Raw genomic sequence first — 26,456 nt, 5'->3', positions numbered from 1 at the left:
CAGAATCCGTTGTCCCAGGGATTTCATAGGGCCGAAACGACATGACAACACGTCGCGATTTTCTCGCAGGCGCCACGGCGGCGGCTGCCTTCGCCAGCATCCGTCAGGCATTGGCCATTCCGGCGCGGCGCCGGACCGGCACCATCCAGGACGTCAAGCATGTGGTGATCCTGATGCAGGAGAACCGCTCCTTCGACCACTATTTCGGCACGCTGCGTGGTGTGCGCGGCTTTGGTGATCGTTTCCCGATTCCGCTCGAGAGCGGCAAGCCGGTATGGTTCCAGTCCGACGGCACCCGCGAGATTCCGCCCTATCACCGCGACTCCGCCACCTCCAACGCGCTGGTCGGCTACGGCACGCCGCATTCCTTCGGCGACAGCCAGGCCGCCTGGAACCAGGGCAAGATGGGCTATTGGGCGAAGTACAAGACGCCCTATGCGATGGGCTATTTCGGCCGCGACGACATTCCGTTTCAGTTCGCGCTCGCCGAGGCGTTCACGATCTGCGACGCCTATCACGCCTCGATCACCACCGGAACCGACCCGAACCGCATCGTGTTCTGGTCCGGCTCCAACTTCAACCCGGCGCTGCGGGCCCAGGGCATCAACTGCACCACGAACGACGCCGAGCCCAACAATCTGCGTTGCTGGCCGAATCCGCACAATTGGGTGGCCGGCCAGCCGCAGCCGCAGGCCACTTACAAATATGTCGGCAGCGACTTCAACTGGGATACGCTGCCGGATCTCTTGAACAAGGCCGGCGTCAGCTGGCACATCTATCAGGACATGAACGACAACTGGACCGGCGCGATGCATGGCTGCCTGGCCTTCTCCAGCTTCCGCCATGCCCAGCCCGACGATCCGAACTACGTGCACGGCCTGACCGGCGGCCCGGACTATCTCGATCGCCTCAAGGCCGACGTGATGGCCGGCACCCTGCCGCAAGTGTCGTGGATCCTGCCGACCCAGGCCAATTCCGAGCATCCCGGCGGCGGCAGCCCGACCCGTGCCGGCAATTTCACCGACCAGGTGCTGGAAGCGCTGACGGCCAATCCCGAGGTCTGGAGCCAGACCGTCTTCTTCCTCACCTTCGACGAGAATGACGGCTTCTTCGACCATCTGCCGGCGCCGGCGGTGCCGTCCTACGACGCAAGCGGCAAGCTGATGGGCAAGGCGACCTTGCCGCTCGACGGCGAGTATTTCTCCAACACCGTCGGCAACGTCCTGACGGCGGCGGATACGATCAGCGGCAACATCCGGCCCTGGGGCCTGTCGGCGCGCGTGCCGATGTATGTGGTGTCGCCGTGGAGCAAGGGCGGCTGGGTCAACTCGCAGGTGTTCGACCACACCTCGGTCGGCCGCTTCCTGGAGAAGCGCTTCGGCATCAAGGTCGAGGCCATCAGCCCGTGGCATCGCGCCGTGTCCGGCGATCTCACCTCGGCGTTCGACTTCGCCAGCCCCAACGATCCGCGCTTTCCTGAGCTGCCCGACCAGAGCAATTGGCAGGCGTCGGACGCGCATCAGAAGACCTTGCCGGCGCCGGTCGCACCCGCCACGCCGCAGCCTTTGTTCCAGGAAACCGGCGTGCGCTATTCGCGCCCGCTGCCCTACATCCTGCACGCCACGTCGAAGGTCGATCCGGCCAGCGGCAAGGTGAAGCTGTTGTTCGCCAACACCGGCTTCGCCGGTGCGGTGTTCCACGTCTATGACAAGCTGCACCTCGACCTCATTCCGCGGCGCTACACGGTCGAGGCCGGCAAGATGCTCGACGACGAATGGAGCGTCGGCAATGATGGGCTGTATGATCTCTGGGTGCTCGGCCCGAACGGCTTCCACCGTCATTTCAAGGGCGATCTGAGCAACGCCAAGCAGGCGCACGCCGCCAATCCTGAGATCTTCGTCGGCTACAACGTCCATGATGGCGGCCTGCATATGCAGCTGCGCAATGACGGCCATGGGCACGTGCACTTCACGGTGCAGTCCAACGAGATCTACGGGCCGCTGCGCGCGGTCACCGCTGCAGTCTCGGCTGCGCTGGAGCCGCAATGCCCCGGCTTCGGTCCGCTGCCCGGCTTCCACCCGGTGGGCTTCGGCGCGGTGCCCGGCTTCCGTCCGGCCCCCGACTTCGATGCGCCGGGCTTCGGCTTCGGTGCGCCGAGCTTCTTCCCCGGACCGAGCCATGGCGGTGCCACCACGGAGTGGGAGCTCAAAGTGTCCGGGCCGGGGCGCCCGAAGGAGCTGTATTGGCATCTGCGCAAGTCGGGCCTGTGGTACGATTTCGTCGTCACCAGCGACAGCGACGACAGCTTCTATCGCCGCGTCGCCGGCCACGTCGAGACCGGTCGGCCGTCGTTCAGCGACCCCGGCATGGCGCTGGATGATTGCTTCTGACAAGCGCATCAAACGCAGTTGGGAAGGGCGCCTGCGGGCGCCCTTTTCATGTGTCTCAGCCGCTGCCGAGGTCGTGAATGACGGGTGACAGGCCGCCTGCGGAGACCTCGAGGATCGCCAGCGTGATCGGCAGCTTGAAGCGGCGCGGTCCGGCGCTGCCCGGATTCAGATAGAGCACGCCGTCGCGTGTCTCGACCCGCGCGCGATGCGAATGGCCGGAGATGACGACATCGATGCCCGACGCTGCGGGATCGATCTCAATGTCATGGACGTCGTGCACGACGTGGAAGGAGCGGCCTTCCAGTTGCATCGTCCGGGTCTCAGGATAGGCCTTCGCCCAATCCGCCATGTCGATGTTGCCGCGGATCGCGGTGACCGGTGCGATCCGGCGAAGCCGCTCGATCAGCTCCGCGCGGCCAATATCGCCAGCGTGGATGATGTGGGCGACGCCGGCCAGACGCTGCTCCACCTCTGGCCGCAACAGGCCGTGAGTGTCGGAGATGATCCCGATCGTCCGCATGATCTCTCGCCGCCATCACCGGCTGGCATCACGCGATCACGGTGATCTCGATCGTCTGGCCGGACATTTCGACAATGTCGCCGACCGACTTGCCCATCAACAGCCGCGCCACCGGCGAAACATAGGAAATCATGCCGCGCTTCGGATCGGCCTCGTCCTCGCCGACGATACGATAGGTCTGCACGCGGCCGTCGCCACGCTCGAATGTCACGGTGCTGCCGAACGCGATCGTCTCGGTCGAGCTCGGTTGCGGCATCACCTGCGCGGTCCGCAGCCGTGTTGCGAAATAGCGCGCATCCCGCAACGGCAGCGCGGACTCGCGCCGGCGCTCGTTGACGTCCTCGATGGCCTGCACCGCCTCGTAGGCCGCCTGCGCCTGATGCAGTTGATCCTCCAGCGCCTTCAGACCCGCTTCGGTCACCAGGTTCGGATGCGGCGACACCGGGCGGTCGGGCAGCTGCGTTTCGGCCGCCGTCTCGGCGCTCTCTTCTTTGGTGAATGCGACGCTCACGCGGGGCGGCTCCTGCAACGAGCCGCAACGGCGCGGCCATCGGGAGAGATCATGCGACATGGGCGGATTTCAAGCCGTCCGATCATGCGCGGGCGCAAGCCATCTTCGCCGGCTTGACAGCGGAAGCCCCGAGCGCTTAGATATACGAACTTAAGTTCGCAATCCGAACTTTCGTAAATCAGAATGCTCGCCGTCAAGGCGGGGTCCCCTTAGGAAACGTCGGAGCGTCCCGTGGACGAGGACAGCAAGGCTGGCAAAAGCGTCGTGCAGTCGCTGGCCAAGGGCTTTCAGGTGCTCAACGCGTTCACCAGCGAGGAGCCGGAGCTCGTGCTCGCCGACGTCGCGCGCCGTGCCGCGCTCGACAAGGGCACCACCTTCCGCCTGCTCAACACGCTGGTGATGCTCGGCTATGTCGAGAAGGTCGGCGACACCAGACGCTTCCGTCTGACGCTGAAATGTCTCGACCTCGGCTTCAACGCGATCGCGCGCTCAGAGCTGCGCGACCAGGCGCGTCCGATCCTGCGCAGCCTGGTTGGCGAGATGAACGAGGCCGCCTCGCTCGCGGTGCTCGACGGCAGCGACATCGTCTATGTCGAGCGCATCCAGGCCGGCCTCGTCCGACTCGGGGTCGACGTCCGCATTGGCAGCCGCGCGCCGGTCTATTCCACTGCCGTCGGTCAGGCGCTTCTGTCGCTGCTGCCGGTGGAGACGCAGGTCGCGGTGCTCGAGGCGCAGCCGCGCATCAAGCGGACCGAGACCACGATCACCGATCTCGACGCGCTGCTGCAGCGCCTGCGCCAGGTGAAGGCCGCCGGCTATGCGCTGTCCAATCAGGAGAACGCGCCGGGGCTGTGCGTGCTCGCAGCGCCCGTGATCGATCGTGACGGCGTGCCGCTCGCCGCCATCAGCGTCGCCGCGCCGACCATGCGCATATCGGCCGAGGCGTTCGAACGCACGGGCGTGGCGCCTTTGCTCCGCGCCGCGGCCCAGCTCTCGCGCGCGCTCGAAGCCATGGGCGGCGCCGTCGCGACCGTCTCGAACCGATGACCATCCGAACAACCAGGAGCCCGCCATGAGCGTCATGACCAACTTCAAGGGGATCATCCCGGCGATTGCCGTCCCCTTCAATGCCGACCATTCGATCGACGAGGCTGAGCTGTCGCGCTACGCGGCCTGGCTCGGCAAGCGCCGCGGCATCGTCGGCATCATGACCAACGGCCACACCGGCGAGGTGTTCAGCCTGACCGCCAAGGAGCGCGCCGAGGTCACGCGCATCGTCGCCAAGGCGCTGACCGGCATCTGCCCGACCATTTCCTCCGTCGTCTGCGAGGGCATCAAGGACGGCATCGAGCACGCGCTGATGGCCAAGGAGGCCGGCGCCACCGCGCTCGACATCATGCCGCCGCATCACTGGCTGCGCTTCGGCTTCAAGCGCGAGCATTGCCTCGACTATTTCAGCGCGATCGGCGAGGCGACGAAGCTGCCGCTGATCGTTCACGTCTATCCGGCCTGGACCCGCGCCTCGTTCTCCTCGGAGCTGCTTGCCGAGCTCGCCCGCCTCGACCATGTGCAGGCGTTCAAGATCGGCACCCGCGAGATGAACAAATACGCCCGCGACCTCAAGGCGATCCGCGCCGCGGCGCCGCACAAGGCGCTGCTCACCTGCCACGACGAATATTTGCTGGCCTCGATGGTGCAGGGCGTCGACGGCGCGCTGGTCGGCTTCGCCTCGCTGATCCCCGATCTGATTCACGATCTGTTTGCCGCGGTCACCGCCGGCGACCTCAAGCTCGCGATGAAGCTGCAGAGCATGATCGATCCGCTGAAGGACGCCGTTTACGGCGCGGGTGAGCCGACCGGCGAGGCGCATGGCCGGATGAAGGCGGCGATGCAGGTCGCCGGCGTCATCCGCGACGCCACGGTGCGGCCGCCGACGCATGCGCCGAGCGCCGAGGAGATGGCGGCGATCCGCGCCGCAGTCGCCGCGGCCGGACTGACGGTGCAGGCTGCGGCCTGAGCTTTCGACGACAAGGCGGCCGGGCCCCGGCCCGGTTGCCTGCGATGACGAACGACAAGCAAAACAAGTCCAGGGATGACGCTCATGCTGATGATGGATGTCGACAATACGCCCCGGCGCCCATCTGCCGCGCCGGATGACGTGCTGATCGCGATCGACCAGCTGTCCAAGACCTACGTCTCGGCCTCGGGCGCGGCGGTGCATGCGCTGAGCCGAATCTCGCTCGACATCAAGCCGGGCGAGTTCGTCTGCGTCGTCGGACCCTCTGGCTGCGGCAAGAGCACCTTGCTGCGGCTGCTTGCGGGGCTGGACGGCTACAGCGACGGCCGCCTGCTGCTCGACGGCGAGCCGGTTGCGGGTCCGTCGCGCAAGGTCGGCGTGGTGTTCCAGGCCGCCAATCTGCTGCCGTGGATGACGGTGCGCGACAATGTGCGGCTGCCCTTACGCGTCGGCGGTAAGCACGCGCCGGAGGGCGACCGCATCGAGCGCCTGCTCGCGGTCACCGGCCTCGGCGATTTCGGCGACAAATATCCCTATGAGCTCTCCGGCGGCATGCAGCAGCGCGCCGGTATCTGCCGGGCGCTAGCGCGCGATCCCGAGATTCTCTTGATGGACGAACCGTTCGGCGCGCTCGATGCGCTGACACGCGAGCGTCTGAACCTTGAGCTGCAGCGCACCTGGCAGGAGAACCGCAAGACCATCCTGCTGATCACCCACTCGATCTCGGAAGCCATCTTCCTCGCCGACCGCGTTATCGTGATGTCGGCGCGCCCCGGCCGTATCCTCGCCGACCTCCACGTCCCGATCCCGCGGCCCCGGACCTTCGACGACATCGTCCTGCACCCGGACTATGCACGGCTGGCCAAGGAGGTCCGCGGACTCCTGAACGCGCAGGAGCACGGCCATGACTGACCTTGCCAACATCGCGACGCCCGCCATGACCCCGAAGCCGACAAAGCCCAGCCGCCGCCTCGGTCTCGGTTCGCCGATCGCCTGGATCGGCCTCGCAGTGCTGATCCTGAGCTGGATCGCCGCGGTCAAGCTGCTGAACATCCCATCCTACATCCTGCCGAAGCCCGAAGCGGTGGTCCGCGCATTGTGGTCCGGATTGGCCGTCAGCCCCGCCAGTCCGCTCGGCTATTATCTGCCGCTGTGGAGTACGCTCAGCAATGCCGCGGTCGGCTGCGCCATCGGCGTCGGGCTCGGCCTCGTGATCGGCTCGCTGATGGCCGAGGTCGAGGCGATCGAGCGTCTCGTGATGCCCTATGCCTTCGCGCTGCAGAGCCTTCCCAAAGTGGCGATCGCGCCGCTGATCGTGATCTGGTTCGGTTTCGGCGACGGCTCCAAGATCGCGATCTCGGCGCTGCTGTCGTTCTTCCCGGTATTGATCAACAGCTTCACGGGGCTGCGCGCGGTCGAGCCGGAGCGCATCGATCTGATGCGCTCTCTGTCGGCGTCGCGGCTCGAGACCTACCGCATCGTCAAGCTGCCCAACGCTGCGCCCTTCATCTTCGCCGGACTCGACATGGCCGTCGTCTATGCGCTGCTCGGTGCGATCGTCGCCGAATTCCTGGGCGCGCAGCGCGGCATGGGCGTCGTGATCACCCAGGCGCAGGCGGTGTCGGACGTCGCCGGCGTGTTCGCCGCGCTGATCATTCTCGGCGTGCTCGGCATCGTGCTGCACGGCATCGTGCGCTGGTGCGAGGCCAAGGTCGTGCACTGGGGCGCCAATCGAAAGAAATAAAAAACGGGAGGAACGAACATGATTTCGCGCAGGTCATTCCTGACGGGCAGCGCCGGTGCGGCGTTGCTGATGAGTGGCGCACCGGTCGGCCTGATGGCGGCGGACGCGAAGAAGATTCGCTTCGGCGTTGGGCTGAAGGCGCTCAACGCCACCGTCATCAATTGCGTGATCGGCGAGGCGCTCGGTTACAACGCGCAGGAGGGCTTCTCGCTCGACGTCCAGGCGCTCGGCACCAACGCCAACGTCCAGGTCGCGACCGATCGCGGCTCCGTCACAATCGGCGTCGGTGTGCCGTCGACGGCGCTGCCGCTGCTCGCCAAGGGCGAATGGAGCGGCGCGAAACTGTTCTATCAGTACACGTACCCCTACAAATGGGACATTGCCGTGCCGCCCGGCTCGGCGCTCAAGAGCTACACGGATCTGAAGGGCAGGAAGATCGGCGTGTCCGATTTCGGCGCCACCGAATATCCGGTCACCAGGAACGTGCTGAAGGCGCTCGGCCTCGATCCGGACAAGGATGTGAACTGGGTGGCGGTCGGCAACGGCACGCCGGCCGGCGTCGCGCTGCAGCGTGGTGTCATCGATGCACTCGCCTATTTCGATACTGGCTTTGGCCAGATCGAGGCCGCCGGCATCGAGATGAGCTACCTGCCGCGCCCGACCACGATCCCGATGGTCGGCGGCCAGTTCCTGATGGCGATGCCCCAGACTTTCGAGAAGGACAGGGATCTCTTGATCGGCTTCGGCCGTTCGGTGTGCAAGGCATCGCAGTTCCTGCTCGCCAATTCCGCTGCCGGCGCCAGGGCGTTTCTCAAGATGTACCCGGAGACGGCGCCGCGTGGCGCCAGCGAGGACGAAGCCGTCAAGGCCGTGCTGCAGTCGATCAGCCGGCGCATCAAGCTGTACGCGCCGCCTTATGCCAACACCCAGATGGGCGCGATCAACGAGCAGGAGTTCCGCACCGAAGCGGCGATGAACGGGCTGGACATCAAGGACTATGCTGCGCTCTACACCAATGAGCTGATCGACAAGATCAACAATTTCGATGCAGTGAAGGTCAAGGCCGAGGCGGCTGCGTACAAGGGATGACGGCAGGGGCTCACGAACGTCGTTCCGCGCGCCACGCCGTGGTGACCGGAACCAGCTCGGGCATTGGCCACGCCATTGCCGAGCGCCTGCTCGCGGGCGGCTGGCGCGTGACGGGCATCGACCGCGCGCCGCCGGACTGGGCGCATGCCGGTTTCGTCGGCCTGCAGGCTGATCTGGCGGAACCGCACGCGGTGATCGCGCAGCTTGCGGATATCGGCACTGTGACCGCGCTCGTCCATGCCGCCGGCTACATGCGTGTCGGCCGGCTCGGCGAGCTCATGCCTGACAATGGCCAGGGCATGTGGCAAGTCCATGTCGGCGCCGCGGAGGCGCTGGCCAATGCCCTGACGCCTGATATGGGCGAGGGCGGCCGCATCGTGCTGATCGGCAGCCGCACGGCCAATGGCGCTGCTGGCCGCAGCCAATATGCGGCAACGAAAGCCGCGCTCACCGGCCTCGCACGGTCCTGGGCGATCGAGCTCGCGCCGCGCCGGATCACCGTCAACGTGATCGCACCTGCCGCCACCGACACGCCGTTCCTGCGCGATCCCAGCCGCACCGGCACCGCGCCGGTGCTGCCGCCGATGGGCCGCTTCGTCGATCCCGCCGAGGTCGCCGCGCTCACCGCCTTCCTGCTGTCCCCGGAGGCGGACGCGATCACCGGACAGACCATCACCATCTGCGCAGGTGCCTCGCTCTGACGCGGCGCGTGCGACCACGACCAGGAGAATGACCATGACCGTCCGTATCGTCGACGTCCGCGAGGTGACGAAGCCGATCTCATCGCCGATCCGCAACGCCTATATCGACTTCACCAAGATGACGTCGAGCCTGGTCGCGGTCATCACCAATGTCGAGCGCAACGGTCGTCCCGTGGTCGGCTATGGCTTCAACTCCAACGGCCGCTATGGCCAGGGCGGCCTGATCCGCGAGCGGTTTCGTGCGCGCCTGCTGGAGGCCGATTCGGCCTGGCTGCTTGATGCAACGAAAGACAACATCGACCCCGACAAGGCCTGGGCGGCGATGATGATGAACGAGAAGCCCGGCGGTCATGGCGAACGCTCGGTCGCGGTCGGCACCCTCGACATGGCGATCTGGGACGCAGTGGCGAAGATCGCCGACAAGCCGCTGTTCCGTCTGCTCGCCGAGCGCCACAACCGCACCGCCGATCCGCGCGTCTTTGTCTACGCCGCCGGCGGCTACTACTATCCCGGCAAGGACCTCTCGGCGCTCCGCCGCGAGATGCGCGGCTATCTCGAGCGCGGCTACACTGTCGTGAAGATGAAGATCGGTGGCGCCCCGATCGACGAGGATCGCCAGCGCATCGAGGCCGTGCTCGACGAGATCGGTCCGAACAACCAGCTCGCGGTCGATGCGAATGGCCGCTTCGACCTGGAGACCGCGATCGCCTACGCCAGGATGCTGCGCGACTATCCGCTGTTCTGGTATGAGGAGGCGGGCGATCCGCTCGATTATCACCTGCAGGCGACGCTCGCCGACTTCTATCCCGGCCCGATGGCGACCGGCGAAAATCTGTTCAGCCACCAGGACGCGCGCAACCTGATCCGCTATGGCGGCATGCGACCGGACCGTGACTGGTTGCAGTTCGACTGCGCGCTGTCCTATGGCCTGTGCGAATATCTGCGCACGCTCGACGTGCTCAGGACCTATGGCTGGTCGCCGTCCCGCTGCATCCCGCATGGCGGCCACCAGATGTCGCTCAACATCGCCGCCGGCCTCGGCCTCGGCGGCAATGAGAGCTACCCGGACCTGTTCCAACCCTATGGCGGCTTCCCCGACGGGGTGAAGGTGATCGACGGCCACATCACGATGCCGGACCTCCCCGGCATCGGCTTCGAGGGCAAGTCGGACCTCTATGCGGAGATGCGCGCGCTGAGCGCGTGAGGCGACGGCGTCTCGATCGAAGTCTCGCTCTCCCGGACAGGCGCGCAACTCTCGGGCGCCGACCCGGGACCCATCACCACAGAGAGATGGGATTGCGGAGATTGGAGCGTCAACGCGGATCGCGGGTGTCAGCAGATCCGCCATGCTAGAGCCGTCCAAAGCGTCGCCTTCCGGCGCGCGATGCACTCGTCCTACGCCTTGGCCGCCTTCGACGCCAGGGCGTCGGCGACCGCGGTGCGGATGTCGGCGACCGAGAACGGCTTGGTGATCACGTCATGTGCGATCGCCTGCAGGTTGGAGGCGCGTTCGCGCTGATGCGCAAAGCCCGTCATCAGCAGGATGACCAAGTCGGGATAGTCGCGCGCGGCCGACAGCGCCAGCGCGATGCCGTCCATGATGGGCATCTGGATGTCGGTCAGCAGCAGGTCGAAGGCGCCGTTCTCGCGCGTGAGGATGTCGAGCGCCTCGGCCCCGTCCTGCGCCGTCACGATCTCATGTCCATCCATGGCAATGGCGCGCGCGACCAGCGTCCGCATCGATTCTTCGTCGTCGGCGATCAGCACGCGCGACATGTCGTTTCATCTCCGTCTCATGGGTCCCGCGCGAGACCCGCGAGACCGGAACCATCAGGCACTGCCGGCGGCCAGATCGCGCCGGTTGAAGAATCGTATATCGATATTGCGGCCTTCGGGAGGGGGCGAGGGCCAGGCGCGACTTGAAGGTCGTGCGCTCGCCCGGCTTCAGCGCGGTCTGTTCAAGCAGCGTATTCCAGGCGTAGATCTCGGTGCCCTGGGCGTCGCGCACGCTGAAGCGGAGACGCGGCAGGTCGACCGCCTTCTTGGTGACGCTGACAATCGCCCCCTCGATCACCAGCACCGGCTTGCCGTCCACGGTTTCGGTCGCCACCTTCACGTCCTTGAAGGAGAGGCCGCGCAGGTTCACCTCGAGCCCGGCGAGCTTGTAGAACGACGCCGTCTGCGGCAGCAACCGCACCACGTCGGCGCGCCAGACCACCAGCGCGATGCAGAGCGCCGCCATCGCCGCGGTCAGCGCCGGCAGGCCGAAAATCTTCTTGCCGGGGAAATTCGGCAGTGTGGGACGCCTGATGAGCTTACCGAATCGGGCCAGGCGGGATGCCTTGCCTTGCCCCTTCGGCTCCGCATCCTCCGTCTCCGCCTCCGCCTGTTCGGCGGCATCCTCCGGCCAGCCTGCAGCCAAGGGCGGACTGTCCACCTGCGGCGGCTGTTCGTCCTCCTCCTCACGCGCCAGCGCTTCCCATTCGTCGGCCGGGGCGGGCGGGGGAGCAGCCGCGCTGGCGGCGTCGGCCATGGCCGGAACCGGGGCCGGAGCCTCGACGGCATCCTCGGGCCTCGCCAGCCATACCTCCTTGCAACGCGCGCAGCGTACGCTACGGCCGGCCATACCCAGGGTTGCCAGATCGATGGCGTAAGACGTTGTACAATGGGGGCAAACGATGAACATCGCGCCTTTATCTCCGGCGGCCATTGCCGCTTTGTTTCCGACAGTTCGTGCTACAAGAACCGCCATGTTGACGAACTTCGGAACCCAATCTCCGCAATGGTACATGGAAACCATTAACGAACCGGAAACCATAACGGGCGCTCAATCGGGTCATCGTACCGCCGGACTTATTGTTGGCGGGTGGGCCGTGCACACTGTCGAACGGAGCTGATGCTTTGGTTCGGTTCGAAAATGTCGGATTGCGCTATGGACTGGGGCCGGAGATCCTCCGCGACCTCACGTTCCAGATTCCGGCTCATTCCTTCCAGTTTCTCACGGGCCCCTCGGGCGCAGGCAAGACCTCGCTGCTTAAGCTGCTGTTCCTGTCGCTGCGCCCCACCCGCGGGCTCGTTAACCTGTTCGGCTACGACATCTCCCTGCTCAGCAAGGACGAGATCGCCGATCTGCGCAAGCGGATCGGAATCGTGCTGCAGGACTTCCGGCTGCTCGACCATATGACGACCTATGAGAACGTCGCATTGCCGTTCCGGGTCATGGGGCGCGACGAGTCGAGCTACCGGAAAGAAGTGATCGATCTCTTGAAATGGGTCGGGCTGGGCGAACGGATGGATGCGCTGCCCCCGATCCTGTCGGGCGGCGAGAAGCAGCGCGCGGCCATTGCGCGCGCCGTCATCTCGCGGCCGCAACTCCTGCTCGCCGACGAGCCGACCGGCAATGTCGATCCGACGCTCGGCCGGCGGTTGTTGCGCCTGTTCATTGAGCTCAACCGCTCGGGGACGGCGGTGATCATCGCAACCCACGACATCACGCTCATGGACCAATACGAGGCCCGGCGGTTGGTGCTGCATCAGGGACGGCTGCACATCTATGAGTAGCGTGGACGATCGCGGCCTTCTGGTCGACCTGGGCGAGGACCGCCCGCAACTGCCGGCGCAAGCCCGCATCGTGTCGCCGATCGTGCCGCGGGCGTCGATCGCAGGCCGCGCGCTCGTGGCGGTGGTCGCGATCATGACCTTTCTGGCTTCGATCACGACCGGTGCCGTGCTGCTGGTCAGCGAATCCGCAGCCGAGTGGCAGTCGGAGGTGGCGAGCGAGATCACGGTCCAGGTTCGGCCGAAGACCGGCCGCGACCTGGAGCGCGACATCGCGCTGGTGACGGAGGCGATGCGGGCGCAGTCCGGCATCGTCGAGGTGCGGCCGTTCACCAAGGACGAATCGAGCAAGCTCCTGGAACCGTGGCTCGGCAGCGGCCTGTCGTTCGACGAACTCCCGGTGCCCCGCGTCATCATCGCGCGGGTGCAACCCGGCACCAGCTTTGATCTCGCCGCGTTGCGCAATCGGGTCAGCCAGGTCGCCCCGACGGCCAGCGTGGACGATCACCGCGCCTGGATCGAGCGCATGCGTTCGATGACCGGAGCGACCCTGTTCGCGGGCTTCGGCATTCTCGTGCTGGTGATCGTCGCCACCATCATCTCGGTGTCGTTTGCGACCCGCGGCGCCATGGCTGCGAATCGGCCGATCGTCGAGGTCCTGCATTTCGTCGGTGCCGGCGACCGCTATATCGCCAACCACTTCCTGCGCCATTTCCTCCAGCTCGGGCTGGAGGGCGGGGTGATCGGCGGCGGGCTGGCGATGCTCGGCTTCGGGTTCTCGGAGTCGATCGCGAACTGGTTCTCCGGCACGCCGGTGGGCGATCAATTCGCGGCGCTGCTCGGCACGTTCTCTCTGCGCCCGCTCGGCTATGTCGTGATCGCGCTGCAGGCCGTGGTGATCGCGGCCGTCACCGGCTGGGCCGCGCGCCGGACCCTGTTCGCGACGCTGGCGAGCATCGACTGATGGTCGCTTCCGTCCCCAACCGTCGCGTTGCGGATTTCACTTGGCCTGAAAAACGCCTAAAATCGTCTGCGTCGGGTCAAGTTGCGGCAGGGGTGAGTTCGGTCACGGACTCGATAGAGAGCGCCTGTCATGATCGAGGGCGAGTGAACGTGATCGGGAGGCCGGCGAAACCTGCCTGACCTCCCGGACTTGAACGACGGGATCGTGCGACGGCATGGGGCCGCGCGCCAGGAGGCAAGGATCGCCGGGCAACGCATGGGGCCGGAAATCGACGATAGCAGCCGCAGGCTGCCGCTCATCGTGATGGTGGGCCGGACGTTCGCGGGCGTCGTGGCCACGCTTGCGATCGGCTTTTTCGTCGCGGCTGTCGGCTTCATCGGCTTCCTGTCGCAATTGCGCGGCGCCGAGATCAAGCCCGAGCGCAAGGCGGACGGAATCGTGGTTCTGACCGGCGGCTCGTCGCGGGTGTCGGACGCCGTGGAACTGCTCGCCGGCGGCTATGGCAGGCGGCTGTTGATTTCAGGCGTGCATCCGACCAACGAGGCCAGCGACATCACCCGCTCGCTGCCGGAGGCGCGGTCGTTCATCAATTGCTGCGTCGATCTCGACTATTCCGCGATCAACACCCGCAGCAACGCGGCGCAGACGCGGCGCTGGGCCGCCGAGCGCGGCTTCAAATCGCTGATCGTCGTGACCTCGAACTATCACATGCCGCGCGCGATCGTGGAGCTGTCGCACGCGATGCCGAGCCTGGATCTCATTCCCTATGCCGTCGTCGGCGAGAAATGGCGGGATGAGCCGTGGTGGACCAGCGGGCCGACCTTGCGGCTGCTGCTGTCCGAATACGCCAAATATGTCGCCGCCGAAGCGCGGCTGCGGCTGGCCGATCTCGGCCTCGATCTCGCGCCCGAGGTCGACCTGCCGACCGGCTCCGTGTCGCGCCGGCCGGCGACGGCACAAGCCAATTGAACTGGGTCCCTGATGCTTTCGATCTTCCTGCGTTCGCTCCTGTTCAACATCCTGTTCTATCCGAACTTCGTGTTCTGGGCGATCATCGCGCTGCCGACCTTGGCGATGCCGCGCAAGGCGCTGCTGCGCGTCGCGAACTGGTGGGCGCAGAGCAACATCATTTTGATGCGCATCGTCTGCAACATCCGCGTCGAATATCGCGGCGTCGAGAAGATCCCGACGGGGCCCTTGATAGTCGCCGCCAAGCATCAGTCGATGTGGGAGACGATCTCGCTGCTGCACTTTTTCGACGAGCCGTTCTTCGTCCTCAAGCGCGAGCTGCTGCGCATTCCCCTGTTCGGACAATATCTCGTCAAGGCGAATATGGTAGCGATTGATCGCAGCTCCGGGGCTCGCGCCCTGAAGCAGGTGATGCGGCGAGCTGCCGAGGAGGTGAAGCACGGGCGCCAATTCGTGATCTTCCCCGAGGGCACGCGGCGGTCGCCGGGCGCGCCGCCGGACTACAAAGGCGGGGTCGCGCTGATCTATGCGGATTGCGGCGTGCCGTGCCTGCCGGTTGCGCTCAATTCCGGACTGTTCTGGCCGCGCCGTACCTTCCTGCGCTATCCGGGGACGCTGGTTGTCGAGTTCCTCGACCCCTTGCCGCCGGGCCTGCCGCGCGACGCATTCATGACCCGCATCGAGAGCGTTATCGAGGAGGCGACGAACCGGCTGGTGGCGGCGGGACAGGCCGAGCAAGCGCAGCTGTTCGGCCGTGTGCCGGCCCCGGTGAAGGCGTGAGGCGGCTACGGCGAGTCGCCCGGCGCCGGATGCCGCGAGTGGCCGTCGTCATGCAGCATCATGGCCAGCCTGTGCAGCTGCGTATCGCGAAAGCCCTGGGCCTCGATCGCCTTCACGGTCGAGAGCACATAGTCGCGGTTGGCGCCGGACTGGCCATGGCCCTGACGGACGTGGCGCAACTGCTCCTGCAGCGACAGCCGGCCGGCATATTGGACATGGCCTCGGTCGACGACATAGACCAGCGCGCTTACGCGCTCTCTGGCTTCGTTCTCCAGCCACACCGATCGCGTCACCTCGCGATACACCGAGGTCACCTGCTCGCGTGCGCGCAAATAGGCGATCGTATCGTCGCGCCTGGTTTCCGCGACCCGGAACGCAATCCCGCGGCACGCGCCGCCGCGATCAAGGCCGAGCACGAGGCCCGGCTTTTCCGGCGTGCCGCGGTGGACGAACGAATAGACACACAGCGCGCGGTGCTCGCCGATCAGCCGGGCCGGCATTTGCTCGAGGAACTCGAAACCGGGCCGCCACATCAGCGAGCCATAGCCGAACACCCAGAGGTCGCCGTTGGGAAGATCACGATCGGACAGGGTCATTGCAGACATCGGAACGGAAGCCTAAGGGTGGTGCTCGCGAATTGTTAACTGAAATACACAATCCGTGATCGTGGAATCGCCTAAATTGCTGCCCAAAGGGTGTCCTGCATGTCTCGTTTGCCGCAAGCGCCCCGCAGGCGCCCACTCTGGGGCCTCCTCGCAGCCCCCATCCTGCTCCTGATCGCTGCCATCGCGTGGAGCGGATTCTGGTTCTTCGCTGCTTCGCAGGTCGATGTCCAGGCCGACGCTTGGCGCGCCCGCGAGGCCAAGTCCGGCCGCGTCTATGATTGTGCCAACCGTTCGGTGGCCGGTTTCCCGTTCCGCCTCGAGGTTCGCTGTTCCGACCCGAGCGTCGCCCTGTTCTCGCAGGCCGCGGGCACGCCCTTGATGAACGCCAAGCTCGACGAGATCCTGGTCGTCGCGCAGGTCTGGGATCCGCAGCGGATCATCGCGGAATTCAAGGGACCCGCGACGATCGCTGACGGACGCGGGCCGGCGTCCTATGCCGTCAATTGGCGCTTGGGGCAGGCCAGCGTCCGCGGCCTTCCCGGCCCGCTGCAGCGCGCCGATCTCGTCTTCGACCAGCCGACCATTGACCGCATCGAGGGCAGCACGACCGTTCCTGCCGTGCGCGCCGATCACGCCGAATTGCATGGTCGCGTCGCGGACGGCACGCCGTCCGATCATCCGGTGATCGAGACGGCGCTCCAGATCGCGAGCGGCAGCATCCAGGACAGCCATCCGCTGCTTGCCGAGCCGTTCAATGCCGACATCCAGGCCCGGCTCACGGGGCTGAAGGACTTCCACCCGAAGCCTTGGCCGGAGCGGTTCCGCGAGATCCAGGCGGCCGGCGGTCATGTCGAGATCGTCCAGTCGCGCATCCAGCAGGGCGAACTGCTGGCCGTCGCTTCGGGCACGCTGACCCTCACCGCCAATGGCGGGATCGACGGCGAGGTGCAGATGACGGTGGCGGGGATCGAAAAGGTCATTCCGGCGCTCGGCCTCGACAAGATGCTCGAGAACGGCGTGCCGCAGGCGACGCTCGACCGCGTTGCTCCGGGAGTGAAGTCGCAGGATCTCAACAACCTGTTCGGGGCGCTCGACCGCGCAATTCCCGGTCTCGGCAAGGTCGTCAAGCAGAACGCCAATGCCGGCGTCGCCGTCGGCATCAACGCGCTCGGCAAGGAGGCCACGCTCGAGGGCCGCAAGGCGCGCAGCTTTCCGTTGCGCTTCTCGGATGGGGTGGTCGTGCTCGGTCCGTTCAAGGTCGCCCGCGTTCCTCCGCTATTCTAACCTTTCTATTCGTGTTGAGCATGATCTGTTCGGAAAACCGGTCTCCACTTTTCCGGATCATGCTCTAGGGCTTCTTGATCTGCGGCAGCGGCCGGCCGAAATCGGGCGCCGCCGAATCCTGGCCGACCTCGACGATGCCGCGGCGGATCGCGCGGGTCCGGGTGAAGTGATCGAACAATGCCTCGCCGTCGCCGCGTCGGATCGCCCGCGTGAGCTTGGAGAGGTCCTCGGTGAAGGTGCCGAGCATGTCGAGCACGGCGTCCTTGTTGCTCAAGAAAATGTCGCGCCACATCGTCGGGTCGGAGGCGGCGATGCGGGTGAAATCGCGGAAGCCGCCGGCGGAGAACTTGATCACCTCCGATTCCGTCACCTGCGCCAATTCGTCGGCGGTGCCGACGATGGTGTAGGCGATCAGATGCGGCAGATGGCTGGTGATCGCGAGCACCCGGTCGTGATGATCCGGCGTCATGATCTCGACCTTGGCGCCCAGCGCGGCCCAGAATGCGCGCAGACGATCGATGGCGTCGGGATCGACGCCATCCGGCGGCGTCAGGATGCACCAGCGATTGATGAACAGCTCGGCGAAGCCGGAATCGGGCCCCGAATTCTCCGTGCCCGCCACCGGATGGGCCGGCACGAAGTGCACATGCGCCGGCAGATGCGGGGCCATGTCGCGGACGATCGCGCCCTTGACCGAACCGACATCCGAAACGATGGCACCGGGCTTCAGATGCGGCGCGATCTCCTCGGCGACCGGACCGCAGGCGCCGACGGGAATGCAGAGGATGACGAGGTCGGCATCCTTTACCGCCTCGGCATTGCTCGCGACGACGTGGTCGACGATGCCCAGCTCGGCGACGCGCGCCCGCGTCTTCTCCGAGCGGGCCGTGGTGACGATCTCGCCGGCTACGCCTTGCAGGCGCGCTGCGCGCGCGATCGAGCCGCCGATCAGGCCGAAGCCGATCAGCGCAATGCGTTCGAATTTTCCCGCGACGCTCACTTCGGCCCCATGAATTCGCTGAGTGCATCGACGGCGAGACGATTGGCCTCCTCGGTGCCGATCGTCATGCGCAAGGCGTTCGGCAGCTTGTAATTGGCGAGCGCCCGCAGCACGAGGCCGCGCCGGGTCAGGAAGGCGTCGGCCTCGACCGCGGTCTTGCCCGTCTCGGTGGGAAAATGGATCAGGATGAAATTGGTGACGCTCGGCGTCACCTTCAGCCCGAGCTTGCCGATCTCAGCGGTCAGCCAGTTGCGCCACTTTTCCGTGTGCGTCTTCGACATCTGCTGATGCGCGGTGTCCTCGATCGCGGCGACCGCCGCCAGCATCGCCGGGGACGAGACGTTGAACGGCCCGCGGATGCGGTTGATGGCGTCGACGATGTGCGCCGGGCCGAACATCCAGCCGACGCGCAGCGCGGCGAGGCCGTGGATCTTGGAAAAGGTGTGCGTGACGACGGTGTTCTCGGTGGTCGCGACCAGCTCGATGCCGAACTCATAGTCGTTGCGCGAGACGTAGTCGGCATAGGCGGCGTCGAGCACCAGCACGACATGCGCGGGCAGGCCGGCGCGCAGCCGCTTGACCTCGTCGAACGGGATGTAGGTGCCGGTCGGATTGTTCGGGTTGGCGAGCCACACCAGCTTGGTGCGCGGCGTCACCGCGGCGAGGATCGCATCGACATCGGTGCGGTACTCCGTCTCCGCGGCGACCACGTTCTTCGCGCCGCAGGCCATCGTCGCGATCGGGTAGACCAGAAAACCGTGCGTGGTGGAGATCGCCTCGTCGCCTTGGCTGAGGAAGGTGTGCGCCAGCAGATTGAGGATCTCGTCGGAGCCGGCGCCGCAGACGATGCGGTCGGGATCGAGGCCGTAGGTGCGGCCGATCGCCTCGCGCAGCACCCGCGACGTCCCCTCGGGATAATCTTCGAGATGGCCGGCCGCGCTCTTGAACGCCTCGATCGCCTTCGGCGAAGGGCCGAACGGCGTCTCGTTGGCTGACAGTTTGAACACCTTGCGGCCCGGCTCGGGCTTCGGGCTCTTGCCCGGCGTATAGGGCGCAATGTCGAGAATGCCGGGATTCGGCACGGGGCGGGACATCATGAACTCCGGACGATGATCACTGGCGCAGCGCGTCTCAGCTCGGAACCGTATAGCGTTTGGCATGGCCGCCGACGAGGGCTGCCGAGCGCACCGAGGCGCCCGCCGCGATCAGGGCCGCCTTGATGCTGTCCAGGTTGGACGGCGCCTCGATCGATACCAGCAGCGCGGCGCTGTCGAAGGCGGTATCGGGCACCGCAATGACGTCGGCGAGCGGCGACAATGCGCGCGACACCTGCGCATTCCAGCCGGAGACGCGGATGCTCCAGGTCTCGACCTCCAAGACCAGCGCGTCGTCGGCAACCCGCGATACTGCGAACACCGGCAGCGCGGCTGGATGGTCGGCGCGCTCGATGAAGGGCATCCGCGCGATGATCTTCGGCGCGCCGGCGGGCTCCAGCGTGATCCACCACGGCGTATGGCCCGAACTCGTCGACACCAGCGCGAGATCGCCCTTCGAGCGCGCCACCGCTTCGACGGCAGCCTGCGCGCTGAAATGCGCCACATACGGGACCACGAAGCCGAAATGGAACCGGGCCGAATCGCGCATCGCGGATTCGCCGACCGAGACGTCGGCATGCACCGAGAACGGGGCCTGAACATAGGTGAAGGTCGACACGATCACGCGCCAGATGCCCTCGACGGTGTCGAGCGGCAGGATGCCGCGATGGCGCTGCACCAGGCGGCGCATCATGTCGGCCTCACGGGCCGGGCGGAACGCCGACCCGACCTCCTGCGTCTTCTTGACCTTGATCAGCCGGTCGATGATGTCGGCCCGGTTCATCAGCAGCTGATGGACCTGCTCGTCGATCGCGTCGATCTCCTTGCGCAGATCGGCAAGCGAGGGCGGGGCGGGCGGCGGGTTCGACATGGTCGCTGTCACTCTTCGTGGGCCACGGAGGAACGCGCGGCCGCTGGGAACGGATGCCGTTCTGTCCGATGCGCCGGGCCTGCGCAACAGCAAGTTTACCTTGTGCGGCCTAGGCTTGGCTGGATTGCAGCCGTGGAGCGCCCGATCGGCGGTCAACCCCTGCTTGCCTTGACGAGGAGCGCCCGCGGGACTAGTTTCTGCTCGTTCCGTGGTCATTTGAGCCGGCCGGCTTGCAGCCACGTTAAACAATTCGCTAAACAGGCCGGGGACGTTATCGATCCCGGCCGAACCCCAGTTCAGGCCGGGTTTTTCATGGCCTGATATGTCACGTGGTTCGGGAGCCCTGGCCGGATGGCCGGGGTGAGAGACATGACAGGCCTGACGCCGAAATCCACATCCTCGCTGCGCACGATCGCGCCCCAGGAACGTTCCGAGGAGCGCTCGCACGAGGTCGACCATCCGAGCTCGCTGGTCGCGCAATTCGGCGCCGACAAGCCGCTCAAGCTCGATTGCGGCGTCGACCTGTCGCCGTTCCAGATCGCCTACCAGACCTATGGCGAACTCAATGCCGACAAGTCCAACGCGGTGCTGATCTGCCACGCGCTGACCGGCGACCAGCACGTCGCCAACCGCCATCCGGTCACCGGCAAGCCCGGCTGGTGGGAGACGCTGGTCGGCAAGGGGCGGCCGCTCGACCCGAGCCGCTATTTCATCATCTGCTCCAACGTCATCGGCGGCTGCATGGGCTCGACCGGGCCGGCCTCGCTGAACCCGGCGACCGGCAAGGTCTGGGGCCTCGACTTCCCGATCATCACCATCCCCGACATGGTGCGGGCGCAGGCGATGCTGATCGATCATCTCGGCATCGACACCTTGTTCGCCGTGGTCGGCGGCTCGATGGGCGGCATGCAGGCGCTGCAATGGACGGTGGCCTATCCGCAGCGCGTATTCGCCACCTTGGCGATCGCCTGTGCGACGCGGCATTCGGCGCAGAACATCGCCTTCCATGAGCTCGGCCGCCAGGCCGTGATGGCCGATCCCGACTGGGATCATGGCCGGTATGCCGACAAGGGCATTCATCCGCATCGCGGCCTCGCGGTCGCGCGGATGGCCGCGCACATCACCTATTTGTCGGACGCCGCGCTGCATCGCAAGTTCGGCCGCCGCATGCAGGACCGCGAGCTGCCGACCTTCTCGTTCGACGCCGATTTCCAGGTCGAGAGCTATCTGCGCTACCAGGGCTCGTCCTTCGTCGAGCGCTTCGACGCCAATTCCTATCTCTATCTGACCCGCGCGATGGACTATTTCGACATCGCCGGCGACCATGACGGCGTGCTGGCGGCGGCGTTCCGCGGCATCAAGACCCGCTTCTGCGTGGTGTCCTTCACCAGCGACTGGCTGTTCCCGACGTCGGAATCGCGGGCGCTGGTGCATGCGCTCAACGCGTCCAGCGCGCGGGTCTCGTTCGCCGAGATCGAGACCGACAAGGGACACGACGCGTTCCTGCTCGATGTCCCTGAGTTCTTCGACATCGCCAGCGCGTTCCTCGATTCCGCCGGCAAGGCGCGCGGCCTCAAGGTTGCGAACGGAGGCTGAGCCATGAGCATGCAGGGTGTGTTGCCGCTGAACGGCTTTTCCGGCGGCGAGGTGCTGGCCTATCGGCCCGATCATCTCCTGGTCGCCGGCATGGTCGAGCGCGGCTCCAAGGTGCTCGACATCGGCTGCGGCGACGGCGACCTGCTGCAGCTCCTGGAGAGCCGCGGCATCGACGGCCGCGGCATCGAGCTGTCGCGCGAGGGCGTCAATCATTGCGTCGCCAAGGGGCTCGCGGTGGTGCAGGGCGACGCCGACACCGATCTCGTCGACTATCCCGACGATGCCTTCGACTATGTGATCCTGTCGCAGACGCTGCAGGCGACGCGCCGGCCCAAGGCCGTGCTCGAGAACCTGCTGCGCATCGGCCGCCGCGCCATCGTCACCTTCCCGAATTTCGGCTTCTGGCGGCTGCGCCTGCAACTGCTCGTCGGCGGCCACATGCCGCGCACCGACAATCTGCCCTTCACCTGGTACGACACGCCGAACATCCATTTCTGCACCATCAAGGACTTCGTGCAGCTCTGCGACGAGATCGGCGTGAAGATGGAACGCGCCGTCGCGCTTGATAGTTACGGCCGTCCCTTGCGCGTCGCGATGCCCTGGTGGTTCTGGAACATGTTCGGCGAACAGGGCGTGTTCCTGCTGAGCCGGGCGGAGAAGGGGCGGTAGGGGCGGGCGGCCCCGGGGCGCTGCCAAAGTTTGGTTCTCGCTCTCTTCACCGTCATGGCCGGGCCTGTCCCGGCCAGCCACGTCGTTCGGCATTCGGGTAGCTACGTGGATGCCTGGGACAAGCCCGGGCATGACGAGTAACACAATTGCAGCCGAGCTTAGGGCGAGAGGTAGTCGATGCCTCTCCACCGTCATGGCCGGGCCCGCCCCGGCCATCTACGTCGTTCGGCATTCGGTGAGCTACTTGGATGCCCGGGACAAGCTCGGGCATGACGAGTAACACAATTGCAACCGAGCTTAGGGCGAGAGGTGGTCGATGCCTCTCCACCGTCATGGCCGGGTCCGACCCGGCCATCCACGTCGTTCGGCATTCGGTGAGCTACGTGGATGCCCGGGACAAGCCCGGGCATGACGAGTAACACAATTGCAACCGAGCTTAGGGCGAGAGGTGGTCGATGCCTCTTCACCGTCATGGCCGGGCCTGTCCCGGCCAGCCACGTCGTTCGGCATTCGGTGAGCTACGTGGATGCCCGGGACAAGCCGGGGCATAACGAGTGACACAATTGCAACCGAGTGTCGGGTGAGAGATGTTCGATGTCTCTCTCCGCCGTCATGGCCGGGCTTGTCCCGGCCATCCACGTCCTGCAGTATGGCGTCATGGCGGGTGGCTACGTGTATTTCATGACCAATCGTCCCAATGGCGCGCTCTATGTCGGCGTGACCAGTGATCTCGTGCGCCGCGTCTATCAGCATCGATGTGGTCTGGTTGATGGCTTCACCAAGCGGTATGGCCTGAAGCGGCTCGTTTACTTCGAAGTCTTCGACGACATTCAGAGCGCGATCCAGCGCGAGCACAACATCAAGCATTGGTCGCGTGCCTGGAAGGTTCGGCTGATCCTTGCGGGCAATCCCAACTGGGATGATCTCTACGACACGATCGCAACATAGAGCGCGCACGAGGAGACACGTGGATGGCCGGGACAAGCCCGGCCATGACGAGCCCGGGGTTGGCGGATTTCACGTTTCAAAGAGCAGAGCTGGTTGAGACAGGTCGAAGAGCAGAGTCAGTTCGGACATGATCGCGCATCCTCGCCGCGCCGTTGCGCCCGAGCTTTGCGTCACGCATCGCCTCCGATAACGCAGAGGCGCAGGGAAGGCCGGATGCTGGCCGCACCCATGGCCCGCCTGCGGAAAAGTATGCAGGCGGCAGGTACCACAGGTCCGAGCCGGAACACCCGGCCTTCCCTGCGCGATGGTTGTACGGCTGCTTCGCGTTCTCCCCGGTGCGCCGGGCTTTCTGGCCACCGTCCCCAAGTGAAGCTTCGCCTGAGTTGACACCAGCGTCGGGGTGTCAGGACCGCGCGACTTGACCGTGCGTGCCGGAATTGTTCGTCCGCGCGAGCGAACCCACGCGCAACCCGACACGCCCACCGCATCCCGCCTCAGCGTTCGTGACGACCGCGATACGCCCCTTGCTGTGAGGCGGGACGGCCGAAAATCTGCGCTTGATTTGCCCGACGGTGCAAGAGGTTGTCATGCGACAAACTAACACGACGGGCAGTGGATACATGGTAGACATGCGTGGATTGCCCGTCGGGCAGCGAGAACAGTGCGCACCGCGATCAGCGCCCGCCCATCTTGAGCAGATTTGGCAGCTCGCGCATTTGCTGCAACAGATTTGAACAGGCGGGCGCCAATTGCAGTTCGACGTCTGGGTCGCCGCCGCTGAAGCCGAGGACCTGCATGCCCGCAGCATGCGCCGCAGTAACGCCTGACAACGAGTCCTCGATCACGAGGCAGCGCGCGGGCGCGATCCTGAAGGTCTGCGCAGCGTGCAGGAAAAGACCAGGGTCCGGCTTCCACGAACCCACTTCGTAGGCGCTGAAGATGCGGCCTTCGAAATAGTTCAGCAATTTTGTCAGTCCGAGTGCGTGCCTGATCTTCGACATCGGCCCGTTCGATGCGACGCAGAACGGAAGAGTGATCTCCGCAAGCGCCGCATGTATCCCCTCGACGGGTTGCAGTTCGGCTTCAAATTCCAGTGCAGTTGCTCGCCTCACGCGAGCCTCGAAATCTTCGCCGACGCGGCGTCCCAATCGCCGTTCGATTTCTCGCACGCAATCGGCGAACTTCAATCCGCGGAAGAGCCTTTTGGCCTCTTCCAGGTCGATGGACATTCCTTCGTCGGCTGCTGCACGGGCCAAAACGCCGAGTGCGATTTTCTCGCTATCGACCAAAACACCGTCTGAATCGAAGATGATCAGCTCTATCAAGATGGAGGACCCGCGTCTGGCACGTGGAAATCAAGAGACAGCGCAGAGAGCGATATCAGAAGTCTTGAGGTAAGCACACCTTCCGTTGCGCGTGGGGTCGTATTCACCGGGTTGGTGCGCCCCGTGCGGGCCTACGCTCGACGCTGGGATGAACGCTGCGTACAATGGAAATAGCTGAAACGTCCAAGCACGCGCGAGGTACTCCCATGAAATCCTTCCGCAAGGAGCTGTGGTTCGACATTGCCGGCCGGCGCGGGTTCGTCAACATCACGGGTCAGGTCGAGGCGGCGCTGCGGGAGAGCGGCGTCCGTGAGGGGCTGGTGCTGGTCAACGCCATGCACATCACCGCCTCGGTCTTCATCAATGACGACGAGAGCGGGCTGCACCACGACTACGAGCAATGGCTGGAGAGGCTGGCGCCGCACGAGCCCGTGTCCGGCTATCGTCACAACCGGACCGGTGAGGACAATGCCGACGCGCATATGAAGCGTCAGATCATGGGACGCGAGGTCGTGGTCGCAATCACCCATGGCAAGCTCGATTTCGGCCCGTGGGAGCAGATCTTCTACGGCGAGTTCGACGGCGGCCGGCGCAAGCGGGCGCTGATCAAGATCATCGGGGAGTAGGCAACGACGTTGCGCGTTCGGATGATGCACGTCGCGCGACGTCATTGCGAGGCGCTGTTGCGCCGAAGCAATCCAGGATGGTTCGAAGACGGGACTTTGGATTGCTTCGCTTGCGCTCGCGATGACGGATGGCTAGAGCGCGAGTTGATCCTCGGCTGCGACGCTTGCGAGCACTCGGTCTTATAATCGTCCGTGTTGGACTATGCCGCGGACGATGCGCGTCCTGCGTCCATCGCAAACACCACCTTGATCTCGGCGGCGACCTTGGGGGTGTTCTCGTCGAGCACGAAATGGCCGGCGTCGAGCCAGACCAGCTTCACGTCAGACAAATCGTCGAGATAGGCGCGGGCGCCGGGCGGGATGAAGAACGGGTCGTGCTGGCCCCAGACGATCAGCGTCTTCGGCTTGTGCGTGCGGAACGCGGCCTGCCATTCCGGATAGAGCGCGAGGTTGGTCTTGTAGTTCTCCAGCAGGTCGAGCTGATAGTCCTGGGTGCCCGGACGGTCGAGCAGTGCCTGGTCGAGGAGCCAATTGTCCGGATTGACCGCCTGCGGATCGCGGGCGCCGACCAGCCACTGGAATTTCGTGCCCTCGAGGCTGAGCAACTCGCGGGCTGGCCTCTCGGTTTCCGGCGTGCGCTTGTCCCACAGCGGCAGCAGCACCCTCTTCGGCGCTTCGCCGACGCCCTCGATGTAGGCGTTGGTGTTCTGCAGGATGAAGCCCTTCACGCGCTCCGGGCGCCGTGTGAACAGGCGGAAGCCGATCGGCCCGCCATAGTCCTGCATGTAGAGGATGTAAGAATCGAGCCCGAGCACGTCGACGAGCCCTTCGACATGCGTAGCCAGATTGTCGAACGTGTAGGCGAACTCGTCGCGCGATGGCGCATCGGAATGGCCGAAGCCGATGTAGTCGGGCGCGATCAGATGGAAGCGGTCGGCGAGCGCCGGGATCAGGTTGCGAAACATCTGGCTGCTGGTCGGCAGGCCGTGCAGCAGCAGGATGGTCGGTGCCGTGGGATCGCCGGCCTCGCGGTAGAACACCTTGCGGCCCTGGACGGTCGTGGTCTGGTAGCGGGTCTGGTGGGTCATGAGGAGCCTCCTGGTCTCGGACGGCCGTAGCGCTCGCTGGCCGCCAGTGCCCTGGTTCTATGCCTTCCAGAATTGGGCGGGAGACACTATGTTTGAGAAGAGGCCTC

Annotated in this window: 26 protein-coding genes, 1 pseudogene and 1 riboswitch; of the genes and pseudogenes, 17 read left to right on the top strand and 10 right to left on the bottom strand. The window is 65.5% G+C overall.

Features of this window, described 5'->3' with window-relative positions:
* The first annotated feature begins 41 nt into the window (after positions 1 to 41).
* On the top strand, positions 42 to 2,390 hold the full coding sequence (locus ACVIJ6_RS05695) for a phosphocholine-specific phospholipase C (protein WP_456771862.1): 2,349 nt from the start codon (positions 42 to 44) through the stop codon (positions 2,388 to 2,390).
* Positions 2,391 to 2,445: 55 nt separating this feature from the next.
* Here ACVIJ6_RS05695 and ACVIJ6_RS05690 read toward each other — a convergent pair whose 3' ends face one another.
* Both ACVIJ6_RS05690 and greA read right to left on the bottom strand, forming a co-directional pair.
* On the bottom strand, positions 2,446 to 2,910 hold the full coding sequence (locus tag ACVIJ6_RS05690) for a metallophosphoesterase family protein (protein WP_456771861.1): 465 nt from the start codon (positions 2,908 to 2,910) through the stop codon (positions 2,446 to 2,448).
* 28 nt (positions 2,911 to 2,938) lie between these two features.
* Positions 2,939 to 3,421 carry a transcription elongation factor GreA gene (gene greA, locus ACVIJ6_RS05685; RefSeq protein WP_456771860.1) on the bottom strand — a complete coding sequence of 161 codons (483 nt, stop codon included), beginning with the start codon at positions 3,419 to 3,421 and terminating at the stop codon, positions 2,939 to 2,941.
* Between the two features lie 231 nt (positions 3,422 to 3,652).
* Here greA and ACVIJ6_RS05680 point away from each other — a divergent pair, with 231 nt between their 5' ends.
* The 7 genes from ACVIJ6_RS05680 to ACVIJ6_RS05650 all read left to right on the top strand — a co-directional run bounded on the left by ACVIJ6_RS05680 (position 3,653) and on the right by ACVIJ6_RS05650 (position 10,176).
* Entirely contained in the window at positions 3,653 to 4,468 is an 816-nt protein-coding gene (locus ACVIJ6_RS05680; protein ID WP_456771859.1) for an IclR family transcriptional regulator, read from the top strand.
* A 25-nt stretch (positions 4,469 to 4,493) separates the two neighbouring features.
* Positions 4,494 to 5,438, top strand: coding sequence for a dihydrodipicolinate synthase family protein (locus ACVIJ6_RS05675; RefSeq protein WP_456771858.1), 945 nt, complete (start codon positions 4,494 to 4,496; stop codon positions 5,436 to 5,438).
* Between the two features lie 84 nt (positions 5,439 to 5,522).
* The gene (locus tag ACVIJ6_RS05670; protein ID WP_456771857.1) at positions 5,523 to 6,350 is read left to right on the top strand and encodes an ABC transporter ATP-binding protein; all 828 of its coding nucleotides are present in this window, start codon (positions 5,523 to 5,525) and stop codon (positions 6,348 to 6,350) included.
* Positions 6,343 to 7,182, top strand: coding sequence for an ABC transporter permease (locus tag ACVIJ6_RS05665; protein WP_456771856.1), 840 nt, complete (start codon positions 6,343 to 6,345; stop codon positions 7,180 to 7,182). The genes ACVIJ6_RS05670 and ACVIJ6_RS05665 overlap by 8 nt, the downstream gene beginning before the upstream one ends.
* Positions 7,183 to 7,200: 18 nt before the next feature.
* Positions 7,201 to 8,271: an ABC transporter substrate-binding protein gene (locus ACVIJ6_RS05660; protein ID WP_456771855.1), complete on the top strand. Its 1,071-nt coding sequence runs from the start codon at positions 7,201 to 7,203 to the stop codon at positions 8,269 to 8,271.
* Positions 8,268 to 8,972 (top strand): SDR family NAD(P)-dependent oxidoreductase, encoded by a 705-nt coding sequence (locus tag ACVIJ6_RS05655; protein ID WP_456771854.1) that lies wholly within the window; start codon positions 8,268 to 8,270, stop codon positions 8,970 to 8,972. Before ACVIJ6_RS05660 ends, ACVIJ6_RS05655 begins: the two co-directional genes overlap by 4 nt.
* A gap of 34 nt (positions 8,973 to 9,006) precedes the next feature.
* The gene (locus ACVIJ6_RS05650) at positions 9,007 to 10,176 is read left to right on the top strand and encodes a mandelate racemase/muconate lactonizing enzyme family protein (protein WP_456771853.1); all 1,170 of its coding nucleotides are present in this window, start codon (positions 9,007 to 9,009) and stop codon (positions 10,174 to 10,176) included.
* 191 nt (positions 10,177 to 10,367) lie between these two features.
* Here ACVIJ6_RS05650 and ACVIJ6_RS05645 read toward each other — a convergent pair whose 3' ends face one another.
* On the bottom strand, positions 10,368 to 10,748 hold the full coding sequence (locus ACVIJ6_RS05645; protein WP_012041467.1) for a response regulator: 381 nt from the start codon (positions 10,746 to 10,748) through the stop codon (positions 10,368 to 10,370).
* Positions 10,749 to 10,802: 54 nt separating this feature from the next.
* A pseudogene (locus tag ACVIJ6_RS05640) lies at positions 10,803 to 11,658 on the bottom strand (MJ0042-type zinc finger domain-containing protein).
* Positions 11,659 to 11,873: 215 nt separating this feature from the next.
* On the opposite strand from ACVIJ6_RS05640, the gene ftsE reads away from it, so the two are divergent.
* The 4 genes from ftsE to ACVIJ6_RS05620 all read left to right on the top strand — a co-directional run bounded on the left by ftsE (position 11,874) and on the right by ACVIJ6_RS05620 (position 15,243).
* Positions 11,874 to 12,533 (top strand): cell division ATP-binding protein FtsE, encoded by a 660-nt coding sequence (ftsE, locus tag ACVIJ6_RS05635; protein WP_012041469.1) that lies wholly within the window; start codon positions 11,874 to 11,876, stop codon positions 12,531 to 12,533.
* Complete coding sequence (locus ACVIJ6_RS05630; RefSeq protein ID WP_456771852.1) at positions 12,526 to 13,494, top strand: cell division protein FtsX; 969 nt, start codon at positions 12,526 to 12,528, stop codon at positions 13,492 to 13,494. Before ftsE ends, ACVIJ6_RS05630 begins: the two co-directional genes overlap by 8 nt.
* Before the next feature lie 303 nt (positions 13,495 to 13,797).
* Complete coding sequence (locus ACVIJ6_RS05625; RefSeq protein ID WP_012041471.1) at positions 13,798 to 14,463, top strand: YdcF family protein; 666 nt, start codon at positions 13,798 to 13,800, stop codon at positions 14,461 to 14,463.
* Between the two features lie 12 nt (positions 14,464 to 14,475).
* Entirely contained in the window at positions 14,476 to 15,243 is a 768-nt protein-coding gene (locus ACVIJ6_RS05620; protein WP_456771851.1) for a lysophospholipid acyltransferase family protein, read from the top strand.
* A gap of 5 nt (positions 15,244 to 15,248) precedes the next feature.
* On the opposite strand, the gene ACVIJ6_RS05615 is transcribed toward ACVIJ6_RS05620, so the two are convergent.
* A complete protein-coding gene (locus ACVIJ6_RS05615) occupies positions 15,249 to 15,848 on the bottom strand; it encodes a gamma-glutamylcyclotransferase (RefSeq protein WP_456771850.1) in 600 nt (199 codons plus the stop codon).
* Between the two features lie 99 nt (positions 15,849 to 15,947).
* Here ACVIJ6_RS05615 and ACVIJ6_RS05610 point away from each other — a divergent pair, with 99 nt between their 5' ends.
* Positions 15,948 to 17,132 carry a DUF2125 domain-containing protein gene (locus ACVIJ6_RS05610; protein WP_456771849.1) on the top strand — a complete coding sequence of 395 codons (1,185 nt, stop codon included), beginning with the start codon at positions 15,948 to 15,950 and terminating at the stop codon, positions 17,130 to 17,132.
* Positions 17,133 to 17,196: 64 nt separating this feature from the next.
* On the opposite strand, the gene ACVIJ6_RS05605 is transcribed toward ACVIJ6_RS05610, so the two are convergent.
* Genes ACVIJ6_RS05605 through ACVIJ6_RS05595 form a run of 3 tightly spaced genes read right to left on the bottom strand, consistent with a single transcriptional unit; the run spans position 17,197 to position 20,097 of the window.
* A complete protein-coding gene (locus ACVIJ6_RS05605) occupies positions 17,197 to 18,132 on the bottom strand; it encodes a prephenate/arogenate dehydrogenase family protein (RefSeq protein WP_456771848.1) in 936 nt (311 codons plus the stop codon).
* Positions 18,129 to 19,226: a histidinol-phosphate transaminase gene (gene hisC / locus ACVIJ6_RS05600; protein ID WP_456771847.1), complete on the bottom strand. Its 1,098-nt coding sequence runs from the start codon at positions 19,224 to 19,226 to the stop codon at positions 18,129 to 18,131. Before hisC ends, ACVIJ6_RS05605 begins: the two co-directional genes overlap by 4 nt.
* 37 nt (positions 19,227 to 19,263) lie before the next feature.
* Positions 19,264 to 20,097 carry a chorismate mutase gene (locus ACVIJ6_RS05595; protein WP_012041477.1) on the bottom strand — a complete coding sequence of 278 codons (834 nt, stop codon included), beginning with the start codon at positions 20,095 to 20,097 and terminating at the stop codon, positions 19,264 to 19,266.
* Positions 20,098 to 20,295: 198 nt separating this feature from the next.
* A riboswitch (SAM riboswitch) is annotated at positions 20,296 to 20,375 on the top strand.
* Positions 20,376 to 20,457: 82 nt separating this feature from the next.
* Between ACVIJ6_RS05595 and metX the strand changes: the two genes are divergently transcribed.
* The 3 genes from metX to ACVIJ6_RS05580 all read left to right on the top strand — a co-directional run bounded on the left by metX (position 20,458) and on the right by ACVIJ6_RS05580 (position 23,310).
* A complete protein-coding gene (metX, locus tag ACVIJ6_RS05590) occupies positions 20,458 to 21,693 on the top strand; it encodes a homoserine O-acetyltransferase MetX (protein WP_456771846.1) in 1,236 nt (411 codons plus the stop codon).
* 3 nt (positions 21,694 to 21,696) lie between these two features.
* Positions 21,697 to 22,362, top strand: a complete 666-nt coding sequence (metW, locus tag ACVIJ6_RS05585; RefSeq protein WP_456771845.1) for a methionine biosynthesis protein MetW — start codon at positions 21,697 to 21,699, stop codon at positions 22,360 to 22,362.
* Between the two features lie 612 nt (positions 22,363 to 22,974).
* Positions 22,975 to 23,310 (top strand): GIY-YIG nuclease family protein, encoded by a 336-nt coding sequence (locus ACVIJ6_RS05580; protein WP_456776908.1) that lies wholly within the window; start codon positions 22,975 to 22,977, stop codon positions 23,308 to 23,310.
* 674 nt (positions 23,311 to 23,984) lie between these two features.
* Here ACVIJ6_RS05580 and ACVIJ6_RS05575 read toward each other — a convergent pair.
* Positions 23,985 to 24,635 carry an HAD family hydrolase gene (locus tag ACVIJ6_RS05575; RefSeq protein WP_456771844.1) on the bottom strand — a complete coding sequence of 217 codons (651 nt, stop codon included), beginning with the start codon at positions 24,633 to 24,635 and terminating at the stop codon, positions 23,985 to 23,987.
* A 206-nt stretch (positions 24,636 to 24,841) separates the two neighbouring features.
* On the opposite strand from ACVIJ6_RS05575, the gene ACVIJ6_RS05570 reads away from it, so the two are divergent.
* The gene (locus ACVIJ6_RS05570; RefSeq protein ID WP_456771843.1) at positions 24,842 to 25,261 is read left to right on the top strand and encodes a secondary thiamine-phosphate synthase enzyme YjbQ; all 420 of its coding nucleotides are present in this window, start codon (positions 24,842 to 24,844) and stop codon (positions 25,259 to 25,261) included.
* A 200-nt stretch (positions 25,262 to 25,461) separates the two neighbouring features.
* On the opposite strand, the gene ACVIJ6_RS05565 is transcribed toward ACVIJ6_RS05570, so the two are convergent.
* Positions 25,462 to 26,349 (bottom strand): alpha/beta fold hydrolase, encoded by an 888-nt coding sequence (locus ACVIJ6_RS05565; protein WP_456771842.1) that lies wholly within the window; start codon positions 26,347 to 26,349, stop codon positions 25,462 to 25,464.
* Positions 26,350 to 26,456 lie beyond the last annotated feature (107 nt).

The sequence above is a fragment of the Bradyrhizobium sp. USDA 4369 genome (genome assembly GCF_054056435.1).
Note: the sequence above shows the minus strand (reverse complement) of the source record. Positions and strands in the feature narration are given on the sequence as shown.

Bases quoted from the DNA above. Each gene is read 5' to 3' on its own strand.
- ACVIJ6_RS05695 (WP_456771862.1), top strand. From the start codon at position 42: ATGACAACACGTCGCGATTTTCTCGCAGGCGCCACGGCGGCGGCTGCC.
- ACVIJ6_RS05690 (WP_456771861.1), bottom strand. From the start codon at position 2,910: ATGCGGACGATCGGGATCATCTCCGACACTCACGGCCTGTTGCGGCCA.
- ACVIJ6_RS05675 (WP_456771858.1), top strand. From the start codon at position 4,494: ATGAGCGTCATGACCAACTTCAAGGGGATCATCCCGGCGATTGCCGTC.
- ACVIJ6_RS05670 (WP_456771857.1), top strand. From the start codon at position 5,523: ATGCTGATGATGGATGTCGACAATACGCCCCGGCGCCCATCTGCCGCG.
- ACVIJ6_RS05665 (WP_456771856.1), top strand. From the start codon at position 6,343: ATGACTGACCTTGCCAACATCGCGACGCCCGCCATGACCCCGAAGCCG.
- ACVIJ6_RS05660 (WP_456771855.1), top strand. From the start codon at position 7,201: ATGATTTCGCGCAGGTCATTCCTGACGGGCAGCGCCGGTGCGGCGTTG.
- ACVIJ6_RS05655 (WP_456771854.1), top strand. From the start codon at position 8,268: ATGACGGCAGGGGCTCACGAACGTCGTTCCGCGCGCCACGCCGTGGTG.
- ACVIJ6_RS05650 (WP_456771853.1), top strand. From the start codon at position 9,007: ATGACCGTCCGTATCGTCGACGTCCGCGAGGTGACGAAGCCGATCTCA.
- ACVIJ6_RS05645 (WP_012041467.1), bottom strand. From the start codon at position 10,748: ATGTCGCGCGTGCTGATCGCCGACGACGAAGAATCGATGCGGACGCTG.
- ACVIJ6_RS05630 (WP_456771852.1), top strand. From the start codon at position 12,526: ATGAGTAGCGTGGACGATCGCGGCCTTCTGGTCGACCTGGGCGAGGAC.
- ACVIJ6_RS05625 (WP_012041471.1), top strand. From the start codon at position 13,798: ATGGTGGGCCGGACGTTCGCGGGCGTCGTGGCCACGCTTGCGATCGGC.
- ACVIJ6_RS05620 (WP_456771851.1), top strand. From the start codon at position 14,476: ATGCTTTCGATCTTCCTGCGTTCGCTCCTGTTCAACATCCTGTTCTAT.
- ACVIJ6_RS05615 (WP_456771850.1), bottom strand. From the start codon at position 15,848: ATGTCTGCAATGACCCTGTCCGATCGTGATCTTCCCAACGGCGACCTC.
- ACVIJ6_RS05610 (WP_456771849.1), top strand. From the start codon at position 15,948: ATGTCTCGTTTGCCGCAAGCGCCCCGCAGGCGCCCACTCTGGGGCCTC.
- hisC (WP_456771847.1), bottom strand. From the start codon at position 19,226: ATGTCCCGCCCCGTGCCGAATCCCGGCATTCTCGACATTGCGCCCTAT.
- ACVIJ6_RS05595 (WP_012041477.1), bottom strand. From the start codon at position 20,097: ATGTCGAACCCGCCGCCCGCCCCGCCCTCGCTTGCCGATCTGCGCAAG.
- metW (WP_456771845.1), top strand. From the start codon at position 21,697: ATGAGCATGCAGGGTGTGTTGCCGCTGAACGGCTTTTCCGGCGGCGAG.
- ACVIJ6_RS05580 (WP_456776908.1), top strand. From the start codon at position 22,975: ATGGCCGGGCTTGTCCCGGCCATCCACGTCCTGCAGTATGGCGTCATG.
- ACVIJ6_RS05570 (WP_456771843.1), top strand. From the start codon at position 24,842: ATGAAATCCTTCCGCAAGGAGCTGTGGTTCGACATTGCCGGCCGGCGC.
- ACVIJ6_RS05565 (WP_456771842.1), bottom strand. From the start codon at position 26,349: ATGACCCACCAGACCCGCTACCAGACCACGACCGTCCAGGGCCGCAAG.